General features: G+C 62.1%; 18 protein-coding genes and 2 pseudogenes. 10 read left to right on the forward strand and 10 right to left on the reverse strand.

Translation table 11 applies throughout. The annotated features are described in order from the left end of the window. Positions 1–5 precede the first annotated feature (5 nt). The 4 genes from dapF (at position 6) to PVE35_RS24100 (ending at position 3204) form a co-directional block, all read left to right on the forward strand. A complete protein-coding gene (dapF, locus tag PVE35_RS24085) occupies positions 6–836 on the forward strand; it encodes a diaminopimelate epimerase (protein ID WP_268180621.1) in 831 nt (276 codons plus the stop codon). After that, on the forward strand, positions 833–1531 hold the full coding sequence (locus tag PVE35_RS24090) for a DUF484 family protein (RefSeq protein ID WP_268180620.1): 699 nt from the start codon (positions 833–835) through the stop codon (positions 1529–1531). The genes dapF and PVE35_RS24090 overlap by 4 nt, the downstream gene beginning before the upstream one ends. Positions 1532–1603: 72 nt before the next feature. Further along, positions 1604–2506, forward strand: coding sequence for a tyrosine recombinase XerC (gene xerC / locus PVE35_RS24095; RefSeq protein ID WP_277373225.1), 903 nt, complete (start codon positions 1604–1606; stop codon positions 2504–2506). Then, entirely contained in the window at positions 2503–3204 is a 702-nt protein-coding gene (locus PVE35_RS24100) for an HAD-IA family hydrolase (protein ID WP_268180618.1), read from the forward strand. Before xerC ends, PVE35_RS24100 begins: the two co-directional genes overlap by 4 nt. Positions 3205–3452: 248 nt before the next feature. On the opposite strand, the gene sutA is transcribed toward PVE35_RS24100, so the two are convergent. The 5 genes from sutA to glnK form a co-directional block, all read right to left on the reverse strand. Beyond that, a complete protein-coding gene (gene sutA, locus PVE35_RS24105; RefSeq protein WP_268179713.1) occupies positions 3453–3776 on the reverse strand; it encodes a transcriptional regulator SutA in 324 nt (107 codons plus the stop codon). Positions 3777–3853: 77 nt separating this feature from the next. Beyond that, a complete protein-coding gene (locus tag PVE35_RS24110; RefSeq protein WP_268179715.1) occupies positions 3854–4279 on the reverse strand; it encodes a secondary thiamine-phosphate synthase enzyme YjbQ in 426 nt (141 codons plus the stop codon). A 92-nt stretch (positions 4280–4371) separates the two neighbouring features. After that, complete coding sequence (locus PVE35_RS24115; RefSeq protein WP_268179717.1) at positions 4372–5625, reverse strand: ammonium transporter; 1254 nt, start codon at positions 5623–5625, stop codon at positions 4372–4374. A 114-nt stretch (positions 5626–5739) separates the two neighbouring features. Further along, positions 5740–7056 carry an ammonium transporter gene (locus PVE35_RS24120; RefSeq protein ID WP_268179719.1) on the reverse strand — a complete coding sequence of 439 codons (1317 nt, stop codon included), beginning with the start codon at positions 7054–7056 and terminating at the stop codon, positions 5740–5742. Between the two features lie 45 nt (positions 7057–7101). Continuing rightward, the gene (gene glnK / locus PVE35_RS24125; RefSeq protein WP_003096476.1) at positions 7102–7440 is read right to left on the reverse strand and encodes a P-II family nitrogen regulator; all 339 of its coding nucleotides are present in this window, start codon (positions 7438–7440) and stop codon (positions 7102–7104) included. 408 nt (positions 7441–7848) lie between these two features. Between glnK and PVE35_RS24130 the strand changes: the two genes are divergently transcribed. From PVE35_RS24130 to PVE35_RS24145, 4 genes are all read left to right on the forward strand, one after another. Then, complete coding sequence (locus PVE35_RS24130; protein ID WP_277373226.1) at positions 7849–8109, forward strand: accessory factor UbiK family protein; 261 nt, start codon at positions 7849–7851, stop codon at positions 8107–8109. Positions 8110–8140: 31 nt separating this feature from the next. Then, positions 8141–8305 carry a hypothetical protein gene (locus tag PVE35_RS24135; protein WP_277374944.1) on the forward strand — a complete coding sequence of 55 codons (165 nt, stop codon included), beginning with the start codon at positions 8141–8143 and terminating at the stop codon, positions 8303–8305. Positions 8306–8455: 150 nt separating this feature from the next. Continuing rightward, complete coding sequence (locus tag PVE35_RS24140) at positions 8456–8629, forward strand: hypothetical protein (protein WP_277373227.1); 174 nt, start codon at positions 8456–8458, stop codon at positions 8627–8629. A 41-nt stretch (positions 8630–8670) separates the two neighbouring features. Next, complete coding sequence (locus tag PVE35_RS24145; protein ID WP_277373228.1) at positions 8671–10167, forward strand: anti-phage dCTP deaminase; 1497 nt, start codon at positions 8671–8673, stop codon at positions 10165–10167. 137 nt (positions 10168–10304) lie between these two features. Here the strand turns inward: PVE35_RS24145 and PVE35_RS24150 are convergent. Together PVE35_RS24150 and PVE35_RS24155 are read right to left on the reverse strand one after the other, a co-directional pair. Continuing rightward, a pseudogene (locus PVE35_RS24150) lies at positions 10305–11284 on the reverse strand (IS5 family transposase). Between the two features lie 511 nt (positions 11285–11795). Beyond that, positions 11796–11927: pseudogene (locus tag PVE35_RS24155) on the reverse strand (IS3 family transposase); the annotation flags it as partial. Positions 11928–12151: 224 nt separating this feature from the next. Between PVE35_RS24155 and PVE35_RS24160 the strand changes: the two are divergent. Further along, the gene (locus PVE35_RS24160) at positions 12152–13645 is read left to right on the forward strand and encodes a YifB family Mg chelatase-like AAA ATPase (RefSeq protein ID WP_268179721.1); all 1494 of its coding nucleotides are present in this window, start codon (positions 12152–12154) and stop codon (positions 13643–13645) included. A gap of 5 nt (positions 13646–13650) precedes the next feature. Here PVE35_RS24160 and PVE35_RS24165 read toward each other — a convergent pair whose 3' ends face one another. Further along, positions 13651–15627: a methyl-accepting chemotaxis protein gene (locus PVE35_RS24165; RefSeq protein ID WP_277373229.1), complete on the reverse strand. Its 1977-nt coding sequence runs from the start codon at positions 15625–15627 to the stop codon at positions 13651–13653. 159 nt (positions 15628–15786) lie between these two features. Then, a complete protein-coding gene (locus PVE35_RS24170; RefSeq protein WP_277373230.1) occupies positions 15787–16710 on the reverse strand; it encodes a LysR substrate-binding domain-containing protein in 924 nt (307 codons plus the stop codon). A 138-nt stretch (positions 16711–16848) separates the two neighbouring features. Here PVE35_RS24170 and PVE35_RS24175 point away from each other — a divergent pair, with 138 nt between their 5' ends. Further along, the gene (locus tag PVE35_RS24175; RefSeq protein WP_277373231.1) at positions 16849–18261 is read left to right on the forward strand and encodes a NorM family multidrug efflux MATE transporter; all 1413 of its coding nucleotides are present in this window, start codon (positions 16849–16851) and stop codon (positions 18259–18261) included. Here the strand turns inward: PVE35_RS24175 and PVE35_RS24180 are convergent. Next, positions 18229–19908: a bifunctional diguanylate cyclase/phosphodiesterase gene (locus PVE35_RS24180; RefSeq protein ID WP_268179730.1), complete on the reverse strand. Its 1680-nt coding sequence runs from the start codon at positions 19906–19908 to the stop codon at positions 18229–18231. The genes PVE35_RS24175 and PVE35_RS24180 overlap by 33 nt on opposite strands. Between the last annotated feature and the right edge of the window lie 225 nt (positions 19909–20133).

A 20133-nucleotide genomic window follows, 5' to 3' on the forward strand; every position in this document is an offset into this window, starting at 1 on the left:
GAGCCATGCTATTGCGCTTTACCAAGATGCACGGCCTGGGCAATGACTTCATGGTTCTCGACCTGATCAGTCAGCATGCCCACGTGCAGCCCAAGCATGCCAAGCAGTGGGGCGACCGCCACACCGGCGTCGGCTTCGACCAGTTGTTGATCGTCGAGCCACCGAGCCACCCGGACGTCGACTTTCGCTACCGCATCTTCAACGCCGACGGCTCGGAAGTGGAGCAATGCGGCAACGGCGCGCGCTGCTTCGCCCGCTTCGTGCTGGACAAGCGCCTGACCACCAAGAAAGTCATTCGCGTCGAGACCAAGAGCGGCATCATCGAGCTGCGCGTGCAGAACGATGGCCAGGTCTGCGTCAACATGGGTGCACCGCGCCTGCAGCCGGAACAGGTGCCCTTCCAGGCCGAACAGGCCGCGCTCAGCTATCGCGTCGAGGTCGACGGCCAGAGCGTCGAGCTGGCCGCGCTGTCGATGGGCAACCCGCATGCGGTGTTGCGCGTCGACAACGTCGATGATGCCCCGGTACATGCGCTCGGGCCGAAGCTGGAACACCATCCGCGCTTCCCGCAGCGGGTCAACGTCGGCTTCCTGCAGGTGCTGGATCGCAAGCATGCGCGCCTGCGCGTATGGGAGCGCGGCGCCGGGGAAACCCAGGCCTGCGGCACCGGCGCCTGCGCTGCGGCCGTAGCGGCGATTCGTCAGGGCTGGATGGATTCGCCCGTGCAACTGGAACTGCCAGGCGGCAAACTGTCCATCGAATGGGCAGGCGAAGGTCAGCCGGTTATGATGACCGGGCCAGCCGCCCGCGTGTACGAAGGACAGGTTCGCCTATGACCGACCAGCAGGATTCGCCCAAACCGCTCGACTCGGAAACGGTCGCGGCCTATCTGCGCCTGCATCCGGAGTTCTTCATCGACCATGAAGAGCTGATCCCTGAACTGCGCATTCCGCACCAGCCCGGCAATGCCGTGTCGCTGGTGGAACGCCAGGTCAAGCTGCTGCGCGAGCGCAACATCGAAATGCGCCACCGCCTCGGCCAGTTGATGGATGTGGCCCGCGACAACGACCGCCTGTTCGACAAGACCCGCCGCCTGGTGCTCGACCTGCTCGATGCCGGTAGCCTGGAAGAAGTGGTCGGCGTGGTCGAGGACAGCCTGCGCCACGAATTTCAGGTGCCCTTCGTCGGCCTGATCCTGTTCAGCGACAACAAGCTGCCGGTCGGCCGCTCGGTCAGCTCGGCCGAGGCCCATCAGCAGATCGGCGGCCTGCTCGGCGGCGGCAAGACCGTCTGTGGCGTGCTGCGCCCGCACGAGCTGGAATTCCTGTTCGGCAAGGACGAAGCCGCGCAGGTCGGTTCGGCAGCCGTGGTCGGCCTCAACCACCAAGGCCTGCATGGCGTGCTGGCCATTGGCAGTGCCGACCCGCAACACTACAAGAGCTCGCTGGGCACCCTGTTCCTCGGCTACATCGCCGAAGTGCTGGCGCGCGTACTGCCGGGCTTCGCCACACCGCTGCGCTCGGTACGTTAGAAGCAGCTACAAGCTTCAAGCCTCAAGCTGCAAGAACAGGCAGACCGAACGCTTTTACTTGGAGCTTGAAGCTTGAAGCTTGCCGCTGCCCTCGACGCCTACCTCGAACACCTGCGCCGTGAGCGTCAGGTGTCGGTGCACACCCTCGATGGCTACCGCCGCGACCTGGCCAAGGTGCAGGCGTTCTGCGAGGCCGAAGGGCTGGGCGACTGGAGCGAACTGGATACACGCAACCTGCGCCGCCTGGTCGCCCGCCTGCATCAGCAGGGCCTATCCAGCCGCAGCCTGGCGCGCCTGCTTTCGGCCACCCGCGGCCTGTACCAATATTTGCTACGTGAAGGCCTGTGCCGCCACGACCCGGCCACCGGCCTGAGCCCGCCGAAACGTGAACGCCGCCTGCCGCGCACCCTGGATGCCGACCGCAGCGCACAACTGCTCGACGGCGCCGTGGAGGACGACTTCATCGCCCGCCGCGATCAGGCCATGCTCGAACTCTTCTACTCCTCCGGCCTGCGCCTGTCGGAGCTGGTCGGGCTCGATCTCGATGGCCTCGACCTGGCTGCCGGCCTGGTGCGCGTGCGCGGCAAGGGCAACAAGGTGCGCGAATTGCCGGTCGGCAGGATGGCACGCCAGGCCTTGGAGCAATGGCTGCCGCTGCGCAAACTGGCCAATCCGAACGACGGCGCGGTGTTCATCAGCCAGCAAGGTCGGCGCCTGGGCGCGCGTGCGGTGCAACTGCGCGTGCGCCAGGCTGGCGTACGTGAACTGGGCCAGCACCTGCACCCGCACATGCTGCGCCACAGCTTCGCCAGCCATATGCTGGAGTCCTCCCAGGATCTGCGTGCAGTGCAGGAGCTGCTTGGCCACGCCGACATCGCCACCACACAGATCTATACCCACCTCGACTTTCAGCATCTGGCCAAGGTCTATGACCAGGCCCATCCACGCGCCAAGCGCAAAGGCGGTAGCGAATGAGCATCGAATTGATCACCTTCGACCTCGACGACACCCTGTGGGACGTCACCCCGGTCATGCAGGACGCCGAAGCTGCCCTGCGCAACTGGCTGGCCCTGCACGCACCGCGTCTGGGGGCGGTGCCCATCGAACACCTGTGGGCCGTACGCAGCCGTTTGCTCGAGGCCGAGCCGCTGCTCAAGCACCGCTTGAGCGAGCTACGTCGACGCATTCTCTTCCATGCACTGGAAGACGCCGGCTATCCACACGGCGAAGCGCAGACCCTGGCCGAGGCCGGTTTTCAGGTCTTTCTCAATGCGCGCCATCAGGTGGAACTGTTCAGCGAAGTACACCCCACTCTGGAGGCGCTGGCCGAACGCTTCATGCTGGGGGTGATCACCAATGGCAATGCCGATGTGCGCCGCCTGGGCCTGTCCGAGTATTTCCGGTTCGCTCTGTGCGCCGAAGAGCTGGGTATCGGCAAGCCCGACCCGAAACCCTTCCGCGAAGCGCTCAGCCGCGCCGGCGGCGTGGCGGCCGAGCGCGCCGTGCATATCGGCGACCACCCCAGCGACGACATCGCCGGTGCCCAGGCGGCCGGGATGCGCGCTATCTGGTTCAACCCGCAAGGGCTAACCTGGGATGGCCATGGCACGCCGGATGCACAGATCAGCAGCCTGGCCGAACTGCCGGGACTGCTGGATAGCTGGCTGCGCTAACCCCGTAGGGTGCGCTGCGCGCACCACTGCCGATACACAGGGGAAGTCGGTGCGCACGGCGCACCCTACTCCTGTGCAGGAGCCCGCTTGCGAGCGATCCGACTGCCGCGCCCCAATCGCCCGCAGCGGGCTCCTACATGGTTGCCGGCACGAGTTGATAGCACGCACGCCCCGAACGAGTGAGGCGCATGGGCAGGTCGAGCACAAAAAACCCGCCACGCAGGCGGGTTTCTTATAGCGAGCCGTCCTCAGATGGGGCGGCTGCCGTATTTGCTGTCGGGCTTCTTGGGTGGGTCGGCGACCACATTGGGCTCCACCTCCTGCACCTTGCCGCCACGGGCGAGAAACTCTTCCATGGCCTTGGCCAGAGCATCGCGCTCCTTCTGCTTGGCCTCGATGCTAGGCATCTCGTCGACCTCGACGGCCTTGGCCTTGCTTTTCTTGCCAGGCGCTACGGCCTCACTCTCGCCGTCATCATCCCCGGCGTCGCCGTCATCGGCTGCCGCCAGCTCCTCACCATCATCCTCGTCGGAGGCTTCCAGATCATCTTGTTCCAGGTCTTCGTCGCTCATGTTCAACCTCATGACTTGCGAAAAGCAGGTTAGTTATAGACCAGTCATGCAGCGTGCACCGCACGACCGGAAAAAATTCAAATAGCCTCGCCCTGCAGCGTCGCCATCACTCGCCGAGCCCCGCCATGATCACGGTGCTCGCCGAGATAGATGCCTTGCCAGGTGCCTAACGCCAGGCGTCCATCCTGTATCGGCAGGAGCAATTGAAACCCCAGCAGACTGCCCTTGAAGTGCGCCGGCAAATCGTCCGGGCCTTCGTAATCGTGTTCGTAACCCGCCTCCCCTTGCGGCACCAAGCGGTTGAAGAACCGCTCGAAATCGCGACGCACAGCCGGGTCGGCATTCTCGTTGACCGTCAAGGACGCCGAGGTGTGCTGCAGCCACAGGTGCAACAGACCCATGCGTATCTGCGTCAGTTCAGGCAATCCTCTGACGATCTCTTCGCTCACCAGATGAAAGCCGCGACTGCGCGGCGACAGTTCGATCACACGCTGCATCCACATGGCACTCTCCCAGGCTTTAGCGCGCGCATTCTAGCGTGCTGCCAGAAAAAACAAAGGGCGCCGAAAGGCGCCCTTGTATTTTCCACCGACGCTTATTTCTTGCCGGTGAACTCCGGGTAGGCTTCCATGCCACACTCGGCAATGTCCACACCCTCGTATTCCTCTTCTTCGCTGACGCGCAGGCCCATCACCGCCTTGATGATGCTCCAGACGATCAGGCTGGCGACGAATACCCAGGCGAAGATGCAACCGATACCCAGCAGTTGCGCGCCCAGGGAAGCATCGCCGTTGGTCAGGCAGACCGCCAGCAGGCCCCAGATGCCGACCACGCCATGCACGGAGATGGCACCGACCGGATCGTCGAGCTTGAGCTTGTCCAGAGCGAGGATGGAGAACACCACCAGCACGCCACCGACGCCACCGATCAGGGTGGCCTGCAGGGCGCTCGGGGTCAGCGGCTCGGCGGTGATGGCCACCAGACCGGCCAGCGCGCCGTTGAGCGCCATGGTCAGGTCGGCCTTGCCGAACAGGATGCGCGCCACGATCAGTGCGGCGATCAGGCCGCCGGCAGCAGCCATGTTGGTATTGGTGAACACCTGAGCCACGGCGTTGGCGTCTTCGATGGTGCTCATTTTCAACTGCGAGCCACCGTTGAAGCCGAACCAGCCCATCCACAGGATGAAGGCGCCCAGGGTCGCCAGCGGCAGATTGGCACCCGGAATGGCATTGACCTGGCCGTTGGCGCCGTACTTGCCCTTGCGCGCCCCCAGCAACAACACACCGGCCAGAGCGGCGGAGGCGCCCGCCATGTGCACCACGCCGGAACCGGCGAAGTCGAGGAAGCCGGCTTCGTTGAGGAAGCCCGAACCCCATTTCCAGAAGCCCTGCACCGGATAGATGAAGCCGGTCATGACCACGGCGAAGGCCAGGAAGGCCCACAGCTTCATGCGCTCGGCGACAGCACCTGAGACGATCGACATGCAGGTCGCGGCGAACACCACCTGGAAGAAGAAGTCCGAACGAGCCGAGTAGTAGGGGGCGTCATCGCCACCGGCCAGAACGGCTTCTGCGGTGTTCTCGTCACCGATCAGGAAACCCAGGCTGGGGAAGATGCCGCCTTCCGGGCTGGAGTACATGATGTGGTAACCGATCACCAGATACATGACGCTGGCCACCGCGTAGAGGGCGATGTTCTTGGTCAGGATCTCGGTGGTGTTCTTGGCGCGTACCAAACCGGATTCGAGCATGGCGAAACCAGCCGCCATCCACATCACCAGAGCCCCACAGATCAGAAAGTAAAAGGTATCGAAACCATACTGCAATGCAGTCAATGCTGTGTTGTCCATTGTTCACCTCTTGCCGGTGCGCTTATTGGTGCGCTCTTCGGTAGAAGACGCCCGGGTTGGCGCCGGGCGCGCTCCATGTGTAGGCCTGTCGGACTCCGTCAGGCCACCTGGTTCTTACAGGATGTAACCACGCTCGTTGTGCTGGGCCAGGTCGAGGCCGACGTTCTCGTCCTCTTCGCTGACGCGCAGCCCCATCACCACATCGATCAGCTTGAGGATGACGAAGGTGACGATGGCGGTGTAGACCACAGTGACCAGCACGCCGACGAACTGCGTCCAGACTTGCGCGCCGATGTCCTCGACGGTGCCGAAGCCACCCAGCGCAGGCGCAGCGAACACGCCGGTGAGGATGGCGCCGACGATACCGCCGACACCATGTACGCCGAAGGCGTCCAGCGAGTCGTCATAGCCCAGCTTGCGCTTGAGGCTGGTGGCGCAGAGGAAGCAGATCACACCTGCAGCCAGGCCGATGGCCAGGGCGCCCATGGGGCCTGCGGTACCGGCTGCCGGGGTGATGGCGACCAGACCGGCTACCACACCGGAAGCGATGCCCAGGGCGCTCGGCTTACCGTGGGTCAGCCACTCGGCGAACATCCAGCCCAGCGCTGCAGCGGCGGTGGCGATCTGGGTCACCAGCATGGCCATGCCGGCAGTGCCGTTGGCGGCAACCGCGGAGCCAGCGTTGAAGCCGAACCAACCAACCCACAGCATCGCTGCGCCGACCAGGGTGTAACCCAGGTTGTGCGGCGCCATCGGCGTGGTCGGGAAGCCCTTGCGCTTACCCAGCACCAGGCAGGCCACCAGGCCGGCGATACCGGCGTTGATGTGCACCACGGTGCCACCGGCGAAGTCCAGCACACCCTCATCCCACAGGAAGGCGCCGTCACCAGACCAGACCATGTGGCAGATGGGGGCATACACCAAGGTGAACCAGACGCCCATGAACACCAGCATCGCGGAGAACTTCATGCGCTCAGCGAAGGCGCCGACGATGAGCGCCGGGGTGATGATGGCGAAGGTCATCTGGAAGGTGATGAACACGCTCTCCGGGAAGGCGCTGACCAGACTGTCGACGGTCAGGCCGCTGAGGAAGGCCTTGTCCAGGCCACCGATGAAGGAATGGAGGTTGGTGACGCCCTTCTCCATGCCCGTGGTATCGAACGCCAGGCTGTAGCCGTAGACCACCCAGAGAATGCTGATCAGACCTGTGATGGCGAAGCACTGCATCATCACCGACAGCACGTTCTTCGAGCGCACCATACCGGCGTAGAACAGGGCCAGGCCCGGGATGGTCATGAACAGAACCAACGCGGTGGCGGTCAGCATCCAAGCCGTGTCACCGGAATTCAGCGTGGTTTCCGCGGCCATGGCCAAGCCCGGGGAAAACAGGGACAAAAGGGCTCCAAGCCCTGCGATTTTTCGCAGAGTCATGATTTAACTCCTGGGACGATTCTGGGGGTGGGCCGACGATTGGGCTTAGATCGCGTCGGTATCGGTTTCGCCGGTACGGATACGAATCGCCTGCTCCAGATTGACCACGAAAATCTTGCCGTCACCGATCTTGCCGGTGTTGGCCGCCTTGGTGATGGCTTCGATCACACGATCGAGCTGATCGTCGGCGATGGCCACGTCGATCTTGACCTTGGGCAGGAAGTCGACGACGTATTCGGCGCCACGGTACAGCTCGGTGTGGCCCTTCTGACGGCCAAAGCCCTTGACCTCGGTGACGGTGATGCCCTGCACGCCGATTTCCGACAAGGACTCGCGCACGTCGTCCAGCTTGAACGGCTTGATGATGGCAGTGACTAGCTTCATGAAACTCTCTCCCGTGTAAGGTGGACTTGCCCCAGGAATTTTCGGCCCGTCGCAAGTCTAAGCGCAGTGTCCGGCTTTTGTAATGCACCGACCGCCCAACCTGGTCTGGCCGATACCCACCAACCGCTTCCGACGGAGCACTCCTGCGCTTCGCCTGACGCCCCGGAACTGCATCGGTGCATGCGTCACGAGGGGTTAAGCAGAAAGCTTGCCAGCTCGCTGAAAGGCCCTTTGTTTCAGGCAGTTAGCCCAGAGGGCGGGATACTGGCCAGGGGCATCCCCACAACGCCCGCACCAAAATAAGGCATTCAGGAGCGCCATATCGCCCGAAAATCGTGCAAAGGATCGCAGCAAGCCAGAAAAAGCATGCGTGCTACACTGCCGCGCAACTGGATCTGGAACACAACCATGCTGCCGCCCAAAGCTCTGCTCGACACCCTCAGTAGCCACGCCTCACGCCTGTTCAGCGGCGACAGCCCGCTGCCACGCGCCGAGTTGGAAGCCCAGTTCAAGGCCTTGCTGCAAAGCGGCTTCGCCAAGCTGGATCTGGTCAGCCGTGAGGAATTCGACAGCCAGATGGTCGTTCTGGCCCGTACCCGCGCCCGCCTGGAGGCGCTGGAGGCCAAGGTCGTCGAGCTGGAAGCCAAGCTGAACCCACCCGCCGACTGATCCGGCGGGGCATGCTGATCAAGGAGCGATCATGTCCCTGGCCATCGTCCACAGCCGTGCCCAGGTCGGTGTCGAAGCACCGGCCGTCACCATCGAAGCCCATCTGGCCAACGGCCTGCCGGCCCTGACTCTGGTGGGCCTGCCGGAAACGGCGCTTAACAAGCGATTTAAAAAACAAGAAGATCCATATCTATAGCGGACAAACCTAAGGACACCGCTTGCTTCGCGCGGAATTCAGGCTAACCTAGCCCTTGTCAAGGCGTTGATTTTATGGTTAGTAGCTGTAGAATGCCTCGATTTTTTAGAGTCCAACCTCCGGTGCGTAAAGGGAGCAAAGGGGAAGAAAATGAAGAGTTCTGATAAGAATACTATTTATCAAAATGATAAATCAGTAAATCAGGGAGTTAACCAGAACTCTAATGTGGTCGGCTTTTCCGCATTCAAGGAGAAGAAAGCGGATGAAGAATATAAAAAAGCTATTAACAATATTATTGCGCGAGCACAAAAAGTAGACTGGTAACGCGTTAGCTTTGGCTCGCGCCAGAGGGAGGGGCGCGAAGAGTGTCTACAGCAGCCGTAAAGGAAAGAACATCTTCCAATGAAGACTTCGGTAGTAAAAAGGGCATTCTAGAACGCGTGGATGGCCGAAGGAGTGATGAAATAATCATTGCTTTTTGCGGACCAGTCGGATGCAACCTTACAGACGTAGTAAGGACAATTCGTTCTCAGTTTGAAGAATACGGATATACCACTGAGCATATAAAAATCAGTGATATCATCAAAAGCCATTTTAAAGAACATGGCCTTCCCACCGAACACGCTTCTTTGTCTCTAGATTCCTTAACCGGAACAGAGCGATATACCGCGCTTCAAGATCTGGGCAATGCTCTACGCAAAAAATTCGACGCTAAGATTTTGGCCGCTTTAGCTATGGCCAAGGTAGCAGCTAATCGCCATATTTACCAACAGAAAAGCAATACAAAAAAACCACCCAAAACAGTCTATCTTATAGATCAACTTAAGCACCCCGAGGAAGTTGAGCTATTTAAACTTGTTTATGGAAATATTTTCTATCTAGTTGGCGTTCTCAGCCCCCAAAATGTTCGCTTCAACCACCTAACCAGAACAGAACGTATTTCCGGGCATGACGCGCAATTTCTGATTGAGCGTGACAGGAACGAAAGTCATGCCACTCATGGGCAGAAACTGGAAAAAACTGTTCAGCTTGCCGATTATTTTATAAGGAATAATCAAGACAACATCTCTAACCTTTTCAATCCCTGCCAGCGCTTTGTGGCTCTAGTTCATGGTAAAAATGGCGTCACCCCTACCAGAGATGAATCTGGCATGTATGCCGCTTACTCGGCATCTCTGAAATCAGCTTGTTTAAGTCGGCAGGTAGGTGCGGCTATAGCCAACAAGGAAGGAAGCGTCATATCTTTAGGCTGGAATGACGTACCAAAATTCGGTGGTGGACTGTATACCTCGGACTCCACAAACGATCAACGCTGTATTTATCATGGTGGAAAGTGCTACAACGATATCCATAAAAATAGATTGATATCGGATATCGTGAACATTGTAAGCTCTGAAGTCGAAGTGCCTCCCGAGATCAGGGATAAATTATCTAGGCTAATTCAAAAAGAAACTAGAGCAGGTTCCATTATAGAGTTCTCTCGCGCGATCCATGCTGAAATGGAGGCTATTCTTGGACTGGCTCGTTCACAGGGTAACTCTACAGACTCTTGCGTTCTCTATACCACAACGTTCCCATGTCACAATTGTGCAAGGCATATCATTGCAGCGGGAATTAAACGAGTTGTCTATATCGAGCCCTATGAAAAAAGTCTTGCCTTAGATCTTCACGAAGATGCTATTTCTACCGATGAAAACGTTTCTAATAAAACATTGTTTGAGACATTTTCTGGAGTATCACCCAGTAAGTACGCCTCTTTCTTTGTTGCGCGTGGTGATCGGAAGGATCGCGAAGGGCTGGCTATCGACCTAATAAAGACTGATGCAAAACACATCGGTGTTGAGTACCTAGGGATGGTCTGAAATAGACCGACATTTCAGACCTGCTTCGGTCGCTACCGATTTTGAAAGAGGGCCATCTGATCAAAAAACGCTCAGATTGCCCGCTTATTTCTCCATTTCTGACCTCCGCAAGCTGCCTGCGGAGGCTATTTCCCACATTACAGACGCACCTCTCCTGCGCCCCCCAACAAATATCGGCGTGCCATCCACAGATTCGACAGAGCAAATAACGTCACCATCTGTACCGTGTTCTTCACCAAGCCACGAAACCGCACCTTGGTGTAACCAAACTGGCGCTTGATCACCCGGAACGGGTGCTCGACCTTCGAGCGTGTCTGCGCCTTAGCTTTCTCGAGGCGGCGGTATGCCTTGTACAGTGCGCTTTTCTTGCCGTGCTTTTCGTACGTGATGCGCCGAGCCGCGATCTGCCAGATTACCTGGCGCCCCTTATGCTCCTCGCGCTTCTCGACGCCCGTATAACCAGCGTCAGCCGCCACCATGTTCTCTTCGCCATGCAGCAGCTTGTCCACCTGGGTAACGTCCGCAACATTGGCGGCTGTGACATGGACGTGGTGCACCAACCCCGACTCCACATCGACCCCAATATGCGCCTTGGCACCGAAGTAGTACTGGTTGCCTTTCTTGGTCTGGTGCATTTCGGGGTCGCGTTTGCCTTCCTGTTCTTGGTCGAACTGGGCGCATGGATCAGCGTGGCATCAACGATGGTGCCCTGGCGCAAGGACAGGCCTCGGTCGCCCAGGTAGCCATTGATGACACTGAGAATGCCGGCAGCCAGGTCATGCTTCTCCAGCAGTCGACGGAAATTGAGGATGGTCGTTTCGTCCGGTATACGCTCTAGGCTCAAGCTTGCGAATTGGCGCAGGATGGTCGTTTCATACAGCGCCTCCTCCATGGCTGGATCGCTGTAGCCGAACCAGTTTTGCATCAGGTGTACCCGCAGCATGGCCATCAACGGGTAGGCTGGCCGACCGCCTTCACCTTTGGGATAGTGTGGCTCGATCAGCGCTACCAGCCCCTTCCAGGGCACAACCTGATCCATCTCGATCAGGAACAGCTCCTTGCGGGTCTGCTTACGTTTACCGGCGTATTCGGCGTCAGCGAAGGTCATTTGCTTCATTGAGAAACTCGGGCAACGGGATTGGCCTATTTCACCAGAAACGGGAAGTCTTCTTCAGACTTTCCCTAGATCCCTACCAGACAATAGAAGAAAAAGTGGTAGAGGATATGATGCAGAAGGTGTCTCCACTCCCGCCTGCACCTAACCCACCGCCCGCACATACACCGCCACCTCCTGCTCCAACTACCCCGCCGCCACCCCCTCCGCCGAGAGCAGCTTAAGTCCTGAGGCCTACCCTGTCCCCTCCCAGAGTAGGCCGCCTCTTCAGAAGCGGTATAGAAGCAACAGCCTCGATTGAATGCCCGCGCTAGGGCCTTTCTTTGTACCCAGTCCATCGTTCTGAGTTTGTTGCGGAGCTGGAGGTGTCTGCCGCTCGCGTGTGATAGGCGCTATCAGTGTCTCTCTCCGCATATGCAGCCTCTTTAGACCTGTTTGCCTGATCAACCAAGTCCTTTCTAAGGGCTTGGTTTGAGAAGAACTCTGATCTTACCCAGCAGCTACGAACACGGGTTTAAGCACTCATTCGGATCTCAAAGGTCTCCGGGCTGATGTGCCTCAGCGCGCTGTGACGCCGCTGACGGTTGTAATCGATCTCGATGTGTTCAAATACGGTTTCGCGCATCTGGGCGCGATTAATGAAACGCATGATGCGCCTACGTCAATTCAATAAACGTGTTGCACTCAGCGCCTGCAACCGCTTAGCTATTCTCAGTCCACAGCAGCAGTCGTCCGCAACCTGTGATCCAGATGGTCGTCCTGGCCCGTACCCGCGCCCGCCTGGAGGCGCTGGAGGCCAAGGTCGTCGAGCTGGAAGCCAAGCTGAACCCACCCGCCGAATAAGCCCGGCGGGCTGATCAAGGAGCGATCATGTCCCTGGCCATCGTCCACAGCCGTGCCCAGGTCGGTGTCGAAGCACCGGCCGTCACCGTCGAAGCCCACCTGGCCAACGGTCTGCCGGCACTGACACTGGTGGGGCTGCCGGAAACGGCGGTGAAGGAAAGCAAGGATCGCGTGCGCAGCGCCATTCTCAATAGCGCCTTCGATTTTCCCAATCGCCGCATCACACTCAACCTGGCACCGGCTGATCTGCCCAAGGATGGTGGGCGTTTCGACCTCGCCATCGCCCTGGGTATTCTTGCCGCCAGCGGCCAGATCCCCGCCGATACGCTGAATGAGTACGAGTGCCTGGGTGAACTGGCGCTTTCCGGCGCCATACGCCCGGTGCAGGGCGTGCTGCCAGCCGCCTTGGCGGCACGCGCGGCCGGGCGCACCTTGCTGGTGCCCCAGGCCAATGCCGAAGAAGCCAGCCTGGCCTCCGGCCTGAAGGTCATCGCCGTCGATCATCTGCTGCAGGTGGCCGGCCACCTCAACGGCAGTCAGCCACTAGAGCCCTACCAGGCCAAGGGCCTGCTCAGGCAGAGCCTGCCCTACCCCGACCTGGCCGAAGTGCAAGGCCAACTGGCCGCCAAGCGCGCCCTGCTGGTGGCAGCCGCGGGTTCGCACAACCTCTTGCTAAGCGGCCCACCAGGCACCGGCAAGACCCTGCTGGCCAGCCGCCTGCCGGGCCTGTTGCCGCCATTGGAAGAGGACGAAGCCTTGCAGGTGGCGGCGATCCATTCCGTGGCCAGCCATGCGCCGCTGCAGCACTGGCCGCAACGGCCGTTTCGCACGCCCCACCATAGTGCGTCGGGGCCGGCGCTGGTCGGTGGCGGCAGCCGCCCGCAACCCGGCGAGATAACCCTGGCGCACCTGGGCATCCTGTTTCTCGATGAGCTGCCGGAGTTCGATCGCAAGGTACTGGAAGTCTTGCGTGAGCCACTGGAAAGCGGCCATATCGTGATTGCCCGCGCCCGGGATCGAGTCAGGTTTCCCGCGCGCTTCCAGCTCGTCGCGGCGATGAACCCCTGCCCCTGCGGCTATCTGGGCGACCCCAGCAATCGCTGCCGATGCACCCCGGATCAGATCCAGCGCTACCGCGCCAAGCTGTCCGGGCCGCTGCTCGACCGTATCGACCTGCACCTGACCGTGGCCCGTGAGAGCACGGCGCTGCAGGTCAGCAGTCAGGAGGGTGAAAACACCGCACAGGCCGCCGCCAAGGTGGCCGCCGCGCGCCAGCGCCAGCTACAGCGCCAGGGCGTGGCCAACGCCTTTCTCGACCTGCCCGGCCTGCGCCAACACTGCCACCTACCGGACATCGACCGCCAGTGGCTGGAAAACGCCTGCGAACGCCTGGGGCTGTCGCTACGCGCCGCCCATAGAGTGCTCAAGGTGGCACGCACCCTGGCCGACCTGGAAGGCGCCGAATCCATCGCCCGCCAGCATCTGGCCGAGGCGTTGCAGTACCGCCCCAGCCAGAGCTGAACGGCTCAGTGGAAGCGCTCGACTTCCTGCCGTAGCTGCGCCGCCACCTGATCCAGGGCGCTGGCGGTCTGCGCCAGATTGGCCACCACTTCGCGCTGTTCGCCGTTGGCGTGGGCGATGTTCTGCAGGTTGCCGCTGAGCACGGTGGCAGTGCGGCTCTGCTCCTGAGTGGCCGTGGTGATCACGGCGAACTGTTCGCCGGCGGCGCTGCTGCGCTCGGTGATCTGCGCCAACGCGGCGGCCACCGTGGAGTTGCGCTCGAGGCCGTCCTGCATCAGTTGCCGGCCCTGCTCCATGGTGGCGATGGCGCTGTTGGTCTCGCTCTGGATGCTGCCGATCATCGCCGAGATCTCGTTGGTCGCTTCGCGGGTGCGGCCGGCCAGGTTGCGCACCTCGTCGGCGACCACGGCGAAACCACGGCCTTGTTCGCCGGCCCGTGCGGCCTCGATGGCGGCATTGAGTGCCAGCAGGTTGGTCTGGTCGGCAATCGCGGTAATCACGCTGACGATGCCGCCGATCTCCTGGGAACGCTGGCCCAGGCCATCGATCACCCGCGAGGTTTCATTCAGGGCTTCGGCAATCTGCACCAGCGCTTCGGAGGCCTGATCCATGGAGGCACGACCGCTGCGGGTCTGCTGGGCGTTTTCGCTGGCCAGGCGCTCGGTGTCGCGCATGTTGTCGGCGATATTCTGCGAGGTGGCACTGAATTCTTCGACCGCGCCGGCCATGCTGCTGATCTCGCCGGATTGCTGATCAATCCCGGTGTAGGCCTCGCTGGACAGGGACGACAACGTTTGCGCGCGAGCACTGACATCCTGCGAGGCATGACGGATGCGCGCCACCATGGTCGACAGGGCTTCACCCATCTGGTTGAAGCTGTGCGCCAGCAGGCCGATCTCGTCATCGCTGGACAGCGCCAGGCGCGCGCTCAGATCGCCCGCCCCCAGCGCATGAGCCTGCTGCACCAGGTCGCCCAATGGCCGCAGCTTGCGGCGCAGCAGCCAGACCACCGCCGCAACCGCCAGCAACAGGGTGATGGCGCTGCCGATGGCCAGCCGCGTGCCGACGCTCCAGGTTACCGCCTGGATTTCCTCGCGCGGCATGCTCGCCAGCACCGTCCAGGGGCCACCGGCGAAAGGCCGGGCGACGCTGTAGAACTCCTGTGTGCCATCGCTCCAGAAGCCGCCTTCACCCGGATGCTCGATCAGCCCGCCGAGGTCGGCAGGCAAGGGCTCCAGGGCATGGCTGCCAGCCGGTTTGACCAGCCACTGGCCCTGTTCGTCGAGCAGCGCCAAAGAGCCGCTGCTACCGATGCGGAACTCGCCCAGCTTGTTGAACTGCAGTTTCTGCGCGTCGGTGTAGTCGAAGCCAACGAAGAGCACGGCGATCACCTGCCCGCTGCCATCGCGCACCGGCGTGTACTGGGTCATGTAATTGCGCCCGAACAGCGCGGCACGCCCCACATAGCTCTGGCCAGCCAGCAGGCGCTGATAGGCCGGGTGCTGGTGATCGAGAATGGTGCCCAGGGCCCGGGTACCATCCTCCTTGGTCAGCGAGGTGGTAATGCGGATGAACTCGTTGCCATCGCGCACAAACACAGTGGCCACACCGGCTGTCATGCGGGTGAAGTCATCGACCTCGGAGAATTCGTTGTTTAGTCTCACGCCGTTGAGGTAGAGCGCGGGCGTCTGCAGACTGCCGACGCCGACCCGCTCGTCGGCGCGCAGTTGCAGCCCGTTGCTGAAGCGCTGCTCGAACAACCCCGCGAGGCGCTGGGTGCTATCACGCAGACTGCCGTGGAAGGTTTCGAGCTGATCGGCCAGCAGGGCGGCCTCACTGCCCAGATGTCTCTCGCGAGTCACCAGGTTGGCCTCGTTGAGCGAGCGCAGGGCGAACAGGGTACTGACGCCGATCAGTATGACCAGCACCAACGCCAGGGTGGCGGCGAGTTGCAGGGCGATGCGGGACCGTGGAGCTTGCATGAGGGCCTCGATGCTTACAGCAGGTCAGAGGGGCGGGAAAAGAGATCGTATCTCTACTACTTTAGTAGTAGCTCAGCAGCTTAACCCACTGTATCAGTAGGTCAATTGCAAATTGCCAGCACCTAGAACCAGTTATCTATTTTCCTGCCCTGCAGCCGCTCAAGAGTCTGCCCGCTGTACCTCGGGCAGACGCATGGCGGCGACCTGCGCCTGCAGGAAACGGCATAACCGCTGCAAACGCGTGCGTGCCCGATGAGCACGCGGCCAGACCAGGTAGTAGCCCTCGCCACTGCTCACGGCCGTGCGCCAGGGCAGCCCGAGGCGCCCGGCCTCGACGTCCTCGGCGATCATCAGCAGATCGCCGATGGATACCCCGTAGCCGCGCCCCGCCGCCATGATGCCCAGTTCGAGCATGTCGAAGACCTGCCCGGTCTTGAGCGGCACCTCGGCGCTCAGCCCGGTGACCTGCAGCCAGCGCCGCCAGTCACGCCGATCCGGGGTGGGGTGCAACTGTTCGGCGGCCTGCAACCGCTCGAGCGACCAGACACCGGCCTGCGTTTCCTGTGCCGCGCACACTGGGATCAGCCATTCCTCGAACAGCAGCGCACTCTCCCATTCGTCGGGGAACTGGCCGTCGGAGAGCAGCACGGCGCAGTCGAAGGGCTCGTGGCGGAAATCCACCTTGTCCACGTCCATCCAGGCACTGGTCAGTTGCACCTCGTCTTCCGGGTGGGCCTGACGGAACTGCGACAGCCGCGCCAGCAGCCAGCGCACGGTCAGGGTCGAGGGCGCCTTCAGGCGTAGCACGGCATCATCCAGGCGCAGACTGGCGCAGGCGCGCTCCAGGGCATCGAAGCCCTCACGCAGGCCGGGCAGCAAGGCCTTGGCCGGCTCGGTCAGCAGCAGACTGCGCCCACGTCGCTCGAACAGACGGCAGGCAAAGTGCTCCTCGAGGGTGCGGATGTGCCGGCTCACCGCGCTCTGGGTGATGGCCAGTTCCTCGGCCGCGCGGGTAAAGGAGGCATGCCGTGCGGCCGCCTCGAAGGCACGCAGGGCATAGAGCGCGGGTAAGCGACGACTCATGAGGCTATACCATGAGTTTTTATCATGCCTGGCATGGTTATTTTCCTTTTGTGGAGGCCGAATCGAGACCCGAGAATAGCCATCTCCCAGCTCAATGATGAGCCTGGAGCTGTCTATATTGCCGAAGTTTTACTCATCATGAGAAACCCTCTTGGGCATGAGGCGCGGGCGCTGCTGCGCCTGGCCGGCCCGCTGATTTCCGCGCAACTGGCGCACGCGCTGATGATCTTCACCGACACGCTGATGATGGCGATGCTCGGCCCGCAGCAACTGGCCGGCGGCGCGCTGGGCGCCACCTGCTATTTCATCTTTTCGATCTTCTGCAGCGGGGTGATCGCCGCCGTCGGCAGCCTGGTGGCCATCCGTCATGGGGCGGGCGATAGCGCGGGCGTCACGCGCCTGCTGCAGAACGGTCTGTGGCTGGCCCTGGCGCTGGCCATCGGCAGCGCACTGTGCCTCAACGGCCTTGGCCCTCTGCTGCCGCATCTGGGCCAGAATGCCGGCGCTGCCGAGCAGGCCATGGCGTTCCTGCATCCGCTGTCGCTGGCCTTGCCCGGCTACCTGTGCTTCCTGACCTTGCGTGGCTTCACCAGCGCCATTGGCCATCCCGGCCCGGTCATGGCCATCAGCATCGCCGGCACGCTGGCCAACTTCGCCATCAACTACGCACTGATCCAGGGTTGGTTCGGCTTGCCCAGCCTGGGCCTGAGCGGCATCGGCATGACCACCGCACTGGTCAGCAGCGGCATGGCCCTGGCGTTGGCATTGCACATCCTGCGTGCGCCCCTGTACCGGCACTACGCACTGCGCGCGGCTCTGGCCCGACCGCAACGCAGCGAGCTGCAGGCGCTGCTGCGCCTGGGGCTGCCCATCGGCGGCACCTATGCGGCCGAGCAAGGCCTGTTCACCTTCGCCACGCTGTGCATGGGAGCGCTGGGCAGCGTGCAACTGGCCGCGCACCAGATCGCCATGCAGACGGTAGCGCTGGCCTTCATCGTGCCGCAGGGGCTGTCCTATGCCGTGACCTACCGCGTCGGCCTGCATCACGGCGCCGGGCGGCCGGGTCTGTCACGCCTGAGCGGGCGGCTGGGCATGGGCCTGGGTGCAACGCTGATGCTGCTGTTTGCCCTGGCCTTCTGGCTGCTGCCGGAGTGGATCATCGGCCTGTTTCTCGACCGCGATGACCCGGCCTTCGCCGAGATCATCGGTCTGGCCGTGACGCTGCTGGCGATTGCCGCCTGGTTCGAGCTGTTCGACGGCCTGCAGAGCATCGCCATGGGGGCGATCCGCGGCCTCAACGATGGCCGTACCACCCTGCTGATCGGCCTGGCCGGTTACTGGGGCGTCGGCGCGCCGCTGGCCTGGCTGCTGGCATTCACTCTGGGCTGGGGCGCCCAGGGCGTCTGGTGGGGCCTGGCAGCCGGCCTGGCGGTCACCGCCAGTGGCCTGCTGCTGGGCTTCGAGTACAAGAGCGCGCGCCTGTTTCGCGACAGCCCAGAGCCGTTCGGCAGCGCCCGTCTACACCAGGACGGGGGTGTCGGGCAGGCGTAGCTGGCGCATGCCGAATACCAGGAAACGGGCCAGATCGGCCAGCGGCACGGGCTTGCTGATCAGATAGCCCTGTACCTGACCACAGCCGAACTGGCGCAGTAGCTGCAATTGCTCGGTGTTCTCCACGCCTTCGGCGACCACTTCCAGGTTGAGGCTGTGGGCCAGGTTGATCATGGCACGCACCAGTTGCCGGTTCTCGGCGCGTTCGCTCATGCCAGCGACGAAGCTCTTGTCGATCTTCAGCAGGGCGATGGGCAGACTGTTGAGATGCACGAAGGAGGAAAAGCCGGTGCCGAAGTCGTCCAGGGAGAAGCGCACGCCAAACCGCCCGAGTGCCGACATGGTCTCCAGCACCTGATCGCTACGGCGCATCACGGCGGTTTCGGTCAGCTCGAACTCGAGCCATTGCGCGTCCACCCCACGTACCTCGATCAGGCGGCTCAGGGTGGCCAGAAGCTGGCTGTCCTGGAACTGGCTGAACGACAGGTTGACCGCCATGTGCAAGGGCGGCAGGCCACGCCCGCGCAGCCATTGCATGTCGCGCAAGGCGCGGGAGATCACCCAGTAGCCGAGCGGCACGATCAGCCCGGTCTCCTCGGCCAGGGGCACGAACTCGCTGGGCGGCAGCAAGCCTCGCTCGGCATGGCGCCAGCGCACCAGCGCCTCCACCCCGACGATGCGCCCGCTCTCCAGGCACAGCCGTGGCTGGTAGTGCAGCTCCAGCTCGTCACGACGCAAGGCCCGACGCAGCTCGCTTTCCAGTTCGACCAGGTTGCGCGCGCTACGGCTGAAGCGTTCGTCATAGACACGGAAGGCGCAGCCAGATTGGCCCTTGGCCTGCTGCATGGCGGTGTGCGCCCGCCATAACAGCGGGTCGACGCCCTCGCCGGCCCGCGCATGGGCGAATCCCAGGCTGCAACCGATCAGCAGGCTCTCGCCATCGACCCAGTAGGGCTCGGCCAGCGCCTCGGTGATACGTTCGGCCAAGCCTTCGAGCCGCTGCGGGTCGCGACGCATGTCCAGCAGCAGGGCGAATTCGTCGCTGCCCAGACGCGCCAGGTGGTCACCGGGCTGCAGCAGCTCCTTGAGGCGCGTCACCACCTGCACGATCAGGCGATCACCGCCCTGATAGCCGAGGGCGTCGTTGGCGTGGCGGAAGTTGTCCAGATCGAGATGACCGAGCACCCAGCCACGGCCCCCGTGCTCGCTCAGATGGGCCACGAGCAGCGTCTGCAAGCCCTGACGATTGGCGATACCGGTCAGTGGATCCTGTTCGGTCAGGCGTTGCAGGGTCTGCTTGAGAGTGCCCTGCTCGTGTGCGTAACGCAGGCAGCGCCTGAACACTTCGGGATTCAGGCTGCCGCGTACCAACCAATCGCTGACGCCGACGGGCTCCTGTGCCGGTTCCTGCTCGAGCAGAAGAATCACCGGCAGCGAACAGAGATTGGGGTCGGGCAATAGCTCCGGCGTCGCCAGCAGCAGGCTGACCGCCGAGTCATCGCAGAGGTGACGGGCCACCTCCCACGAAGGCGCCGTGATCAAGGGTGACGGGCTGCCCAGCACGCGCAGTTGGGCGCGCAGCAATTCGGCCCAGTCGGCTGCCTGCGCCAACAGCACCAGGCGTACGGGTTCGATGAGCATGGACAAGCAAACTCCCCCCAAAACACAAGTATGACGGCGAACCCTGCTCGCCTGGCCGCGTCGTAACCGACGTCTAATCAAGGACATCCGTGTAAAAGGTGGAGCACATCCTGAGCTATAGCCAAAAAACCGGCAAGTACTCTGTTCCCTCGCCATGAAACAAACAATCCATGACAACCCTGTTGCATGGCGCCCCCAAGTGGCGAAGGGCACGGCAGATCTCCCTGGGCC

Source organism: Pseudomonas sp. AA-38 (genome assembly GCF_029457475.1).
Classification (GTDB): domain Bacteria; phylum Pseudomonadota; class Gammaproteobacteria; order Pseudomonadales; family Pseudomonadaceae; genus Aquipseudomonas.

Bases quoted from the DNA above. Each gene is read 5' to 3' on its own strand.
- dapF (WP_268180621.1), top strand. From the start codon at position 6: ATGCTATTGCGCTTTACCAAGATGCACGGCCTGGGCAATGACTTCATG.
- PVE35_RS24090 (WP_268180620.1), top strand. From the start codon at position 833: ATGACCGACCAGCAGGATTCGCCCAAACCGCTCGACTCGGAAACGGTC.
- PVE35_RS24100 (WP_268180618.1), top strand. From the start codon at position 2,503: ATGAGCATCGAATTGATCACCTTCGACCTCGACGACACCCTGTGGGAC.
- sutA (WP_268179713.1), bottom strand. From the start codon at position 3,776: ATGAGCGACGAAGACCTGGAACAAGATGATCTGGAAGCCTCCGACGAG.
- PVE35_RS24110 (WP_268179715.1), bottom strand. From the start codon at position 4,279: ATGTGGATGCAGCGTGTGATCGAACTGTCGCCGCGCAGTCGCGGCTTT.
- PVE35_RS24115 (WP_268179717.1), bottom strand. From the start codon at position 5,625: ATGGACAACACAGCATTGACTGCATTGCAGTATGGTTTCGATACCTTT.
- PVE35_RS24120 (WP_268179719.1), bottom strand. From the start codon at position 7,056: ATGACTCTGCGAAAAATCGCAGGGCTTGGAGCCCTTTTGTCCCTGTTT.
- glnK (WP_003096476.1), bottom strand. From the start codon at position 7,440: ATGAAGCTAGTCACTGCCATCATCAAGCCGTTCAAGCTGGACGACGTG.
- PVE35_RS24130 (WP_277373226.1), top strand. From the start codon at position 7,849: ATGCTGCCGCCCAAAGCTCTGCTCGACACCCTCAGTAGCCACGCCTCA.
- PVE35_RS24135 (WP_277374944.1), top strand. From the start codon at position 8,141: ATGTCCCTGGCCATCGTCCACAGCCGTGCCCAGGTCGGTGTCGAAGCA.
- PVE35_RS24140 (WP_277373227.1), top strand. From the start codon at position 8,456: ATGAAGAGTTCTGATAAGAATACTATTTATCAAAATGATAAATCAGTA.
- PVE35_RS24160 (WP_268179721.1), top strand. From the start codon at position 12,152: ATGTCCCTGGCCATCGTCCACAGCCGTGCCCAGGTCGGTGTCGAAGCA.
- PVE35_RS24165 (WP_277373229.1), bottom strand. From the start codon at position 15,627: ATGCAAGCTCCACGGTCCCGCATCGCCCTGCAACTCGCCGCCACCCTG.
- PVE35_RS24170 (WP_277373230.1), bottom strand. From the start codon at position 16,710: ATGAGTCGTCGCTTACCCGCGCTCTATGCCCTGCGTGCCTTCGAGGCG.
- PVE35_RS24175 (WP_277373231.1), top strand. From the start codon at position 16,849: ATGAGAAACCCTCTTGGGCATGAGGCGCGGGCGCTGCTGCGCCTGGCC.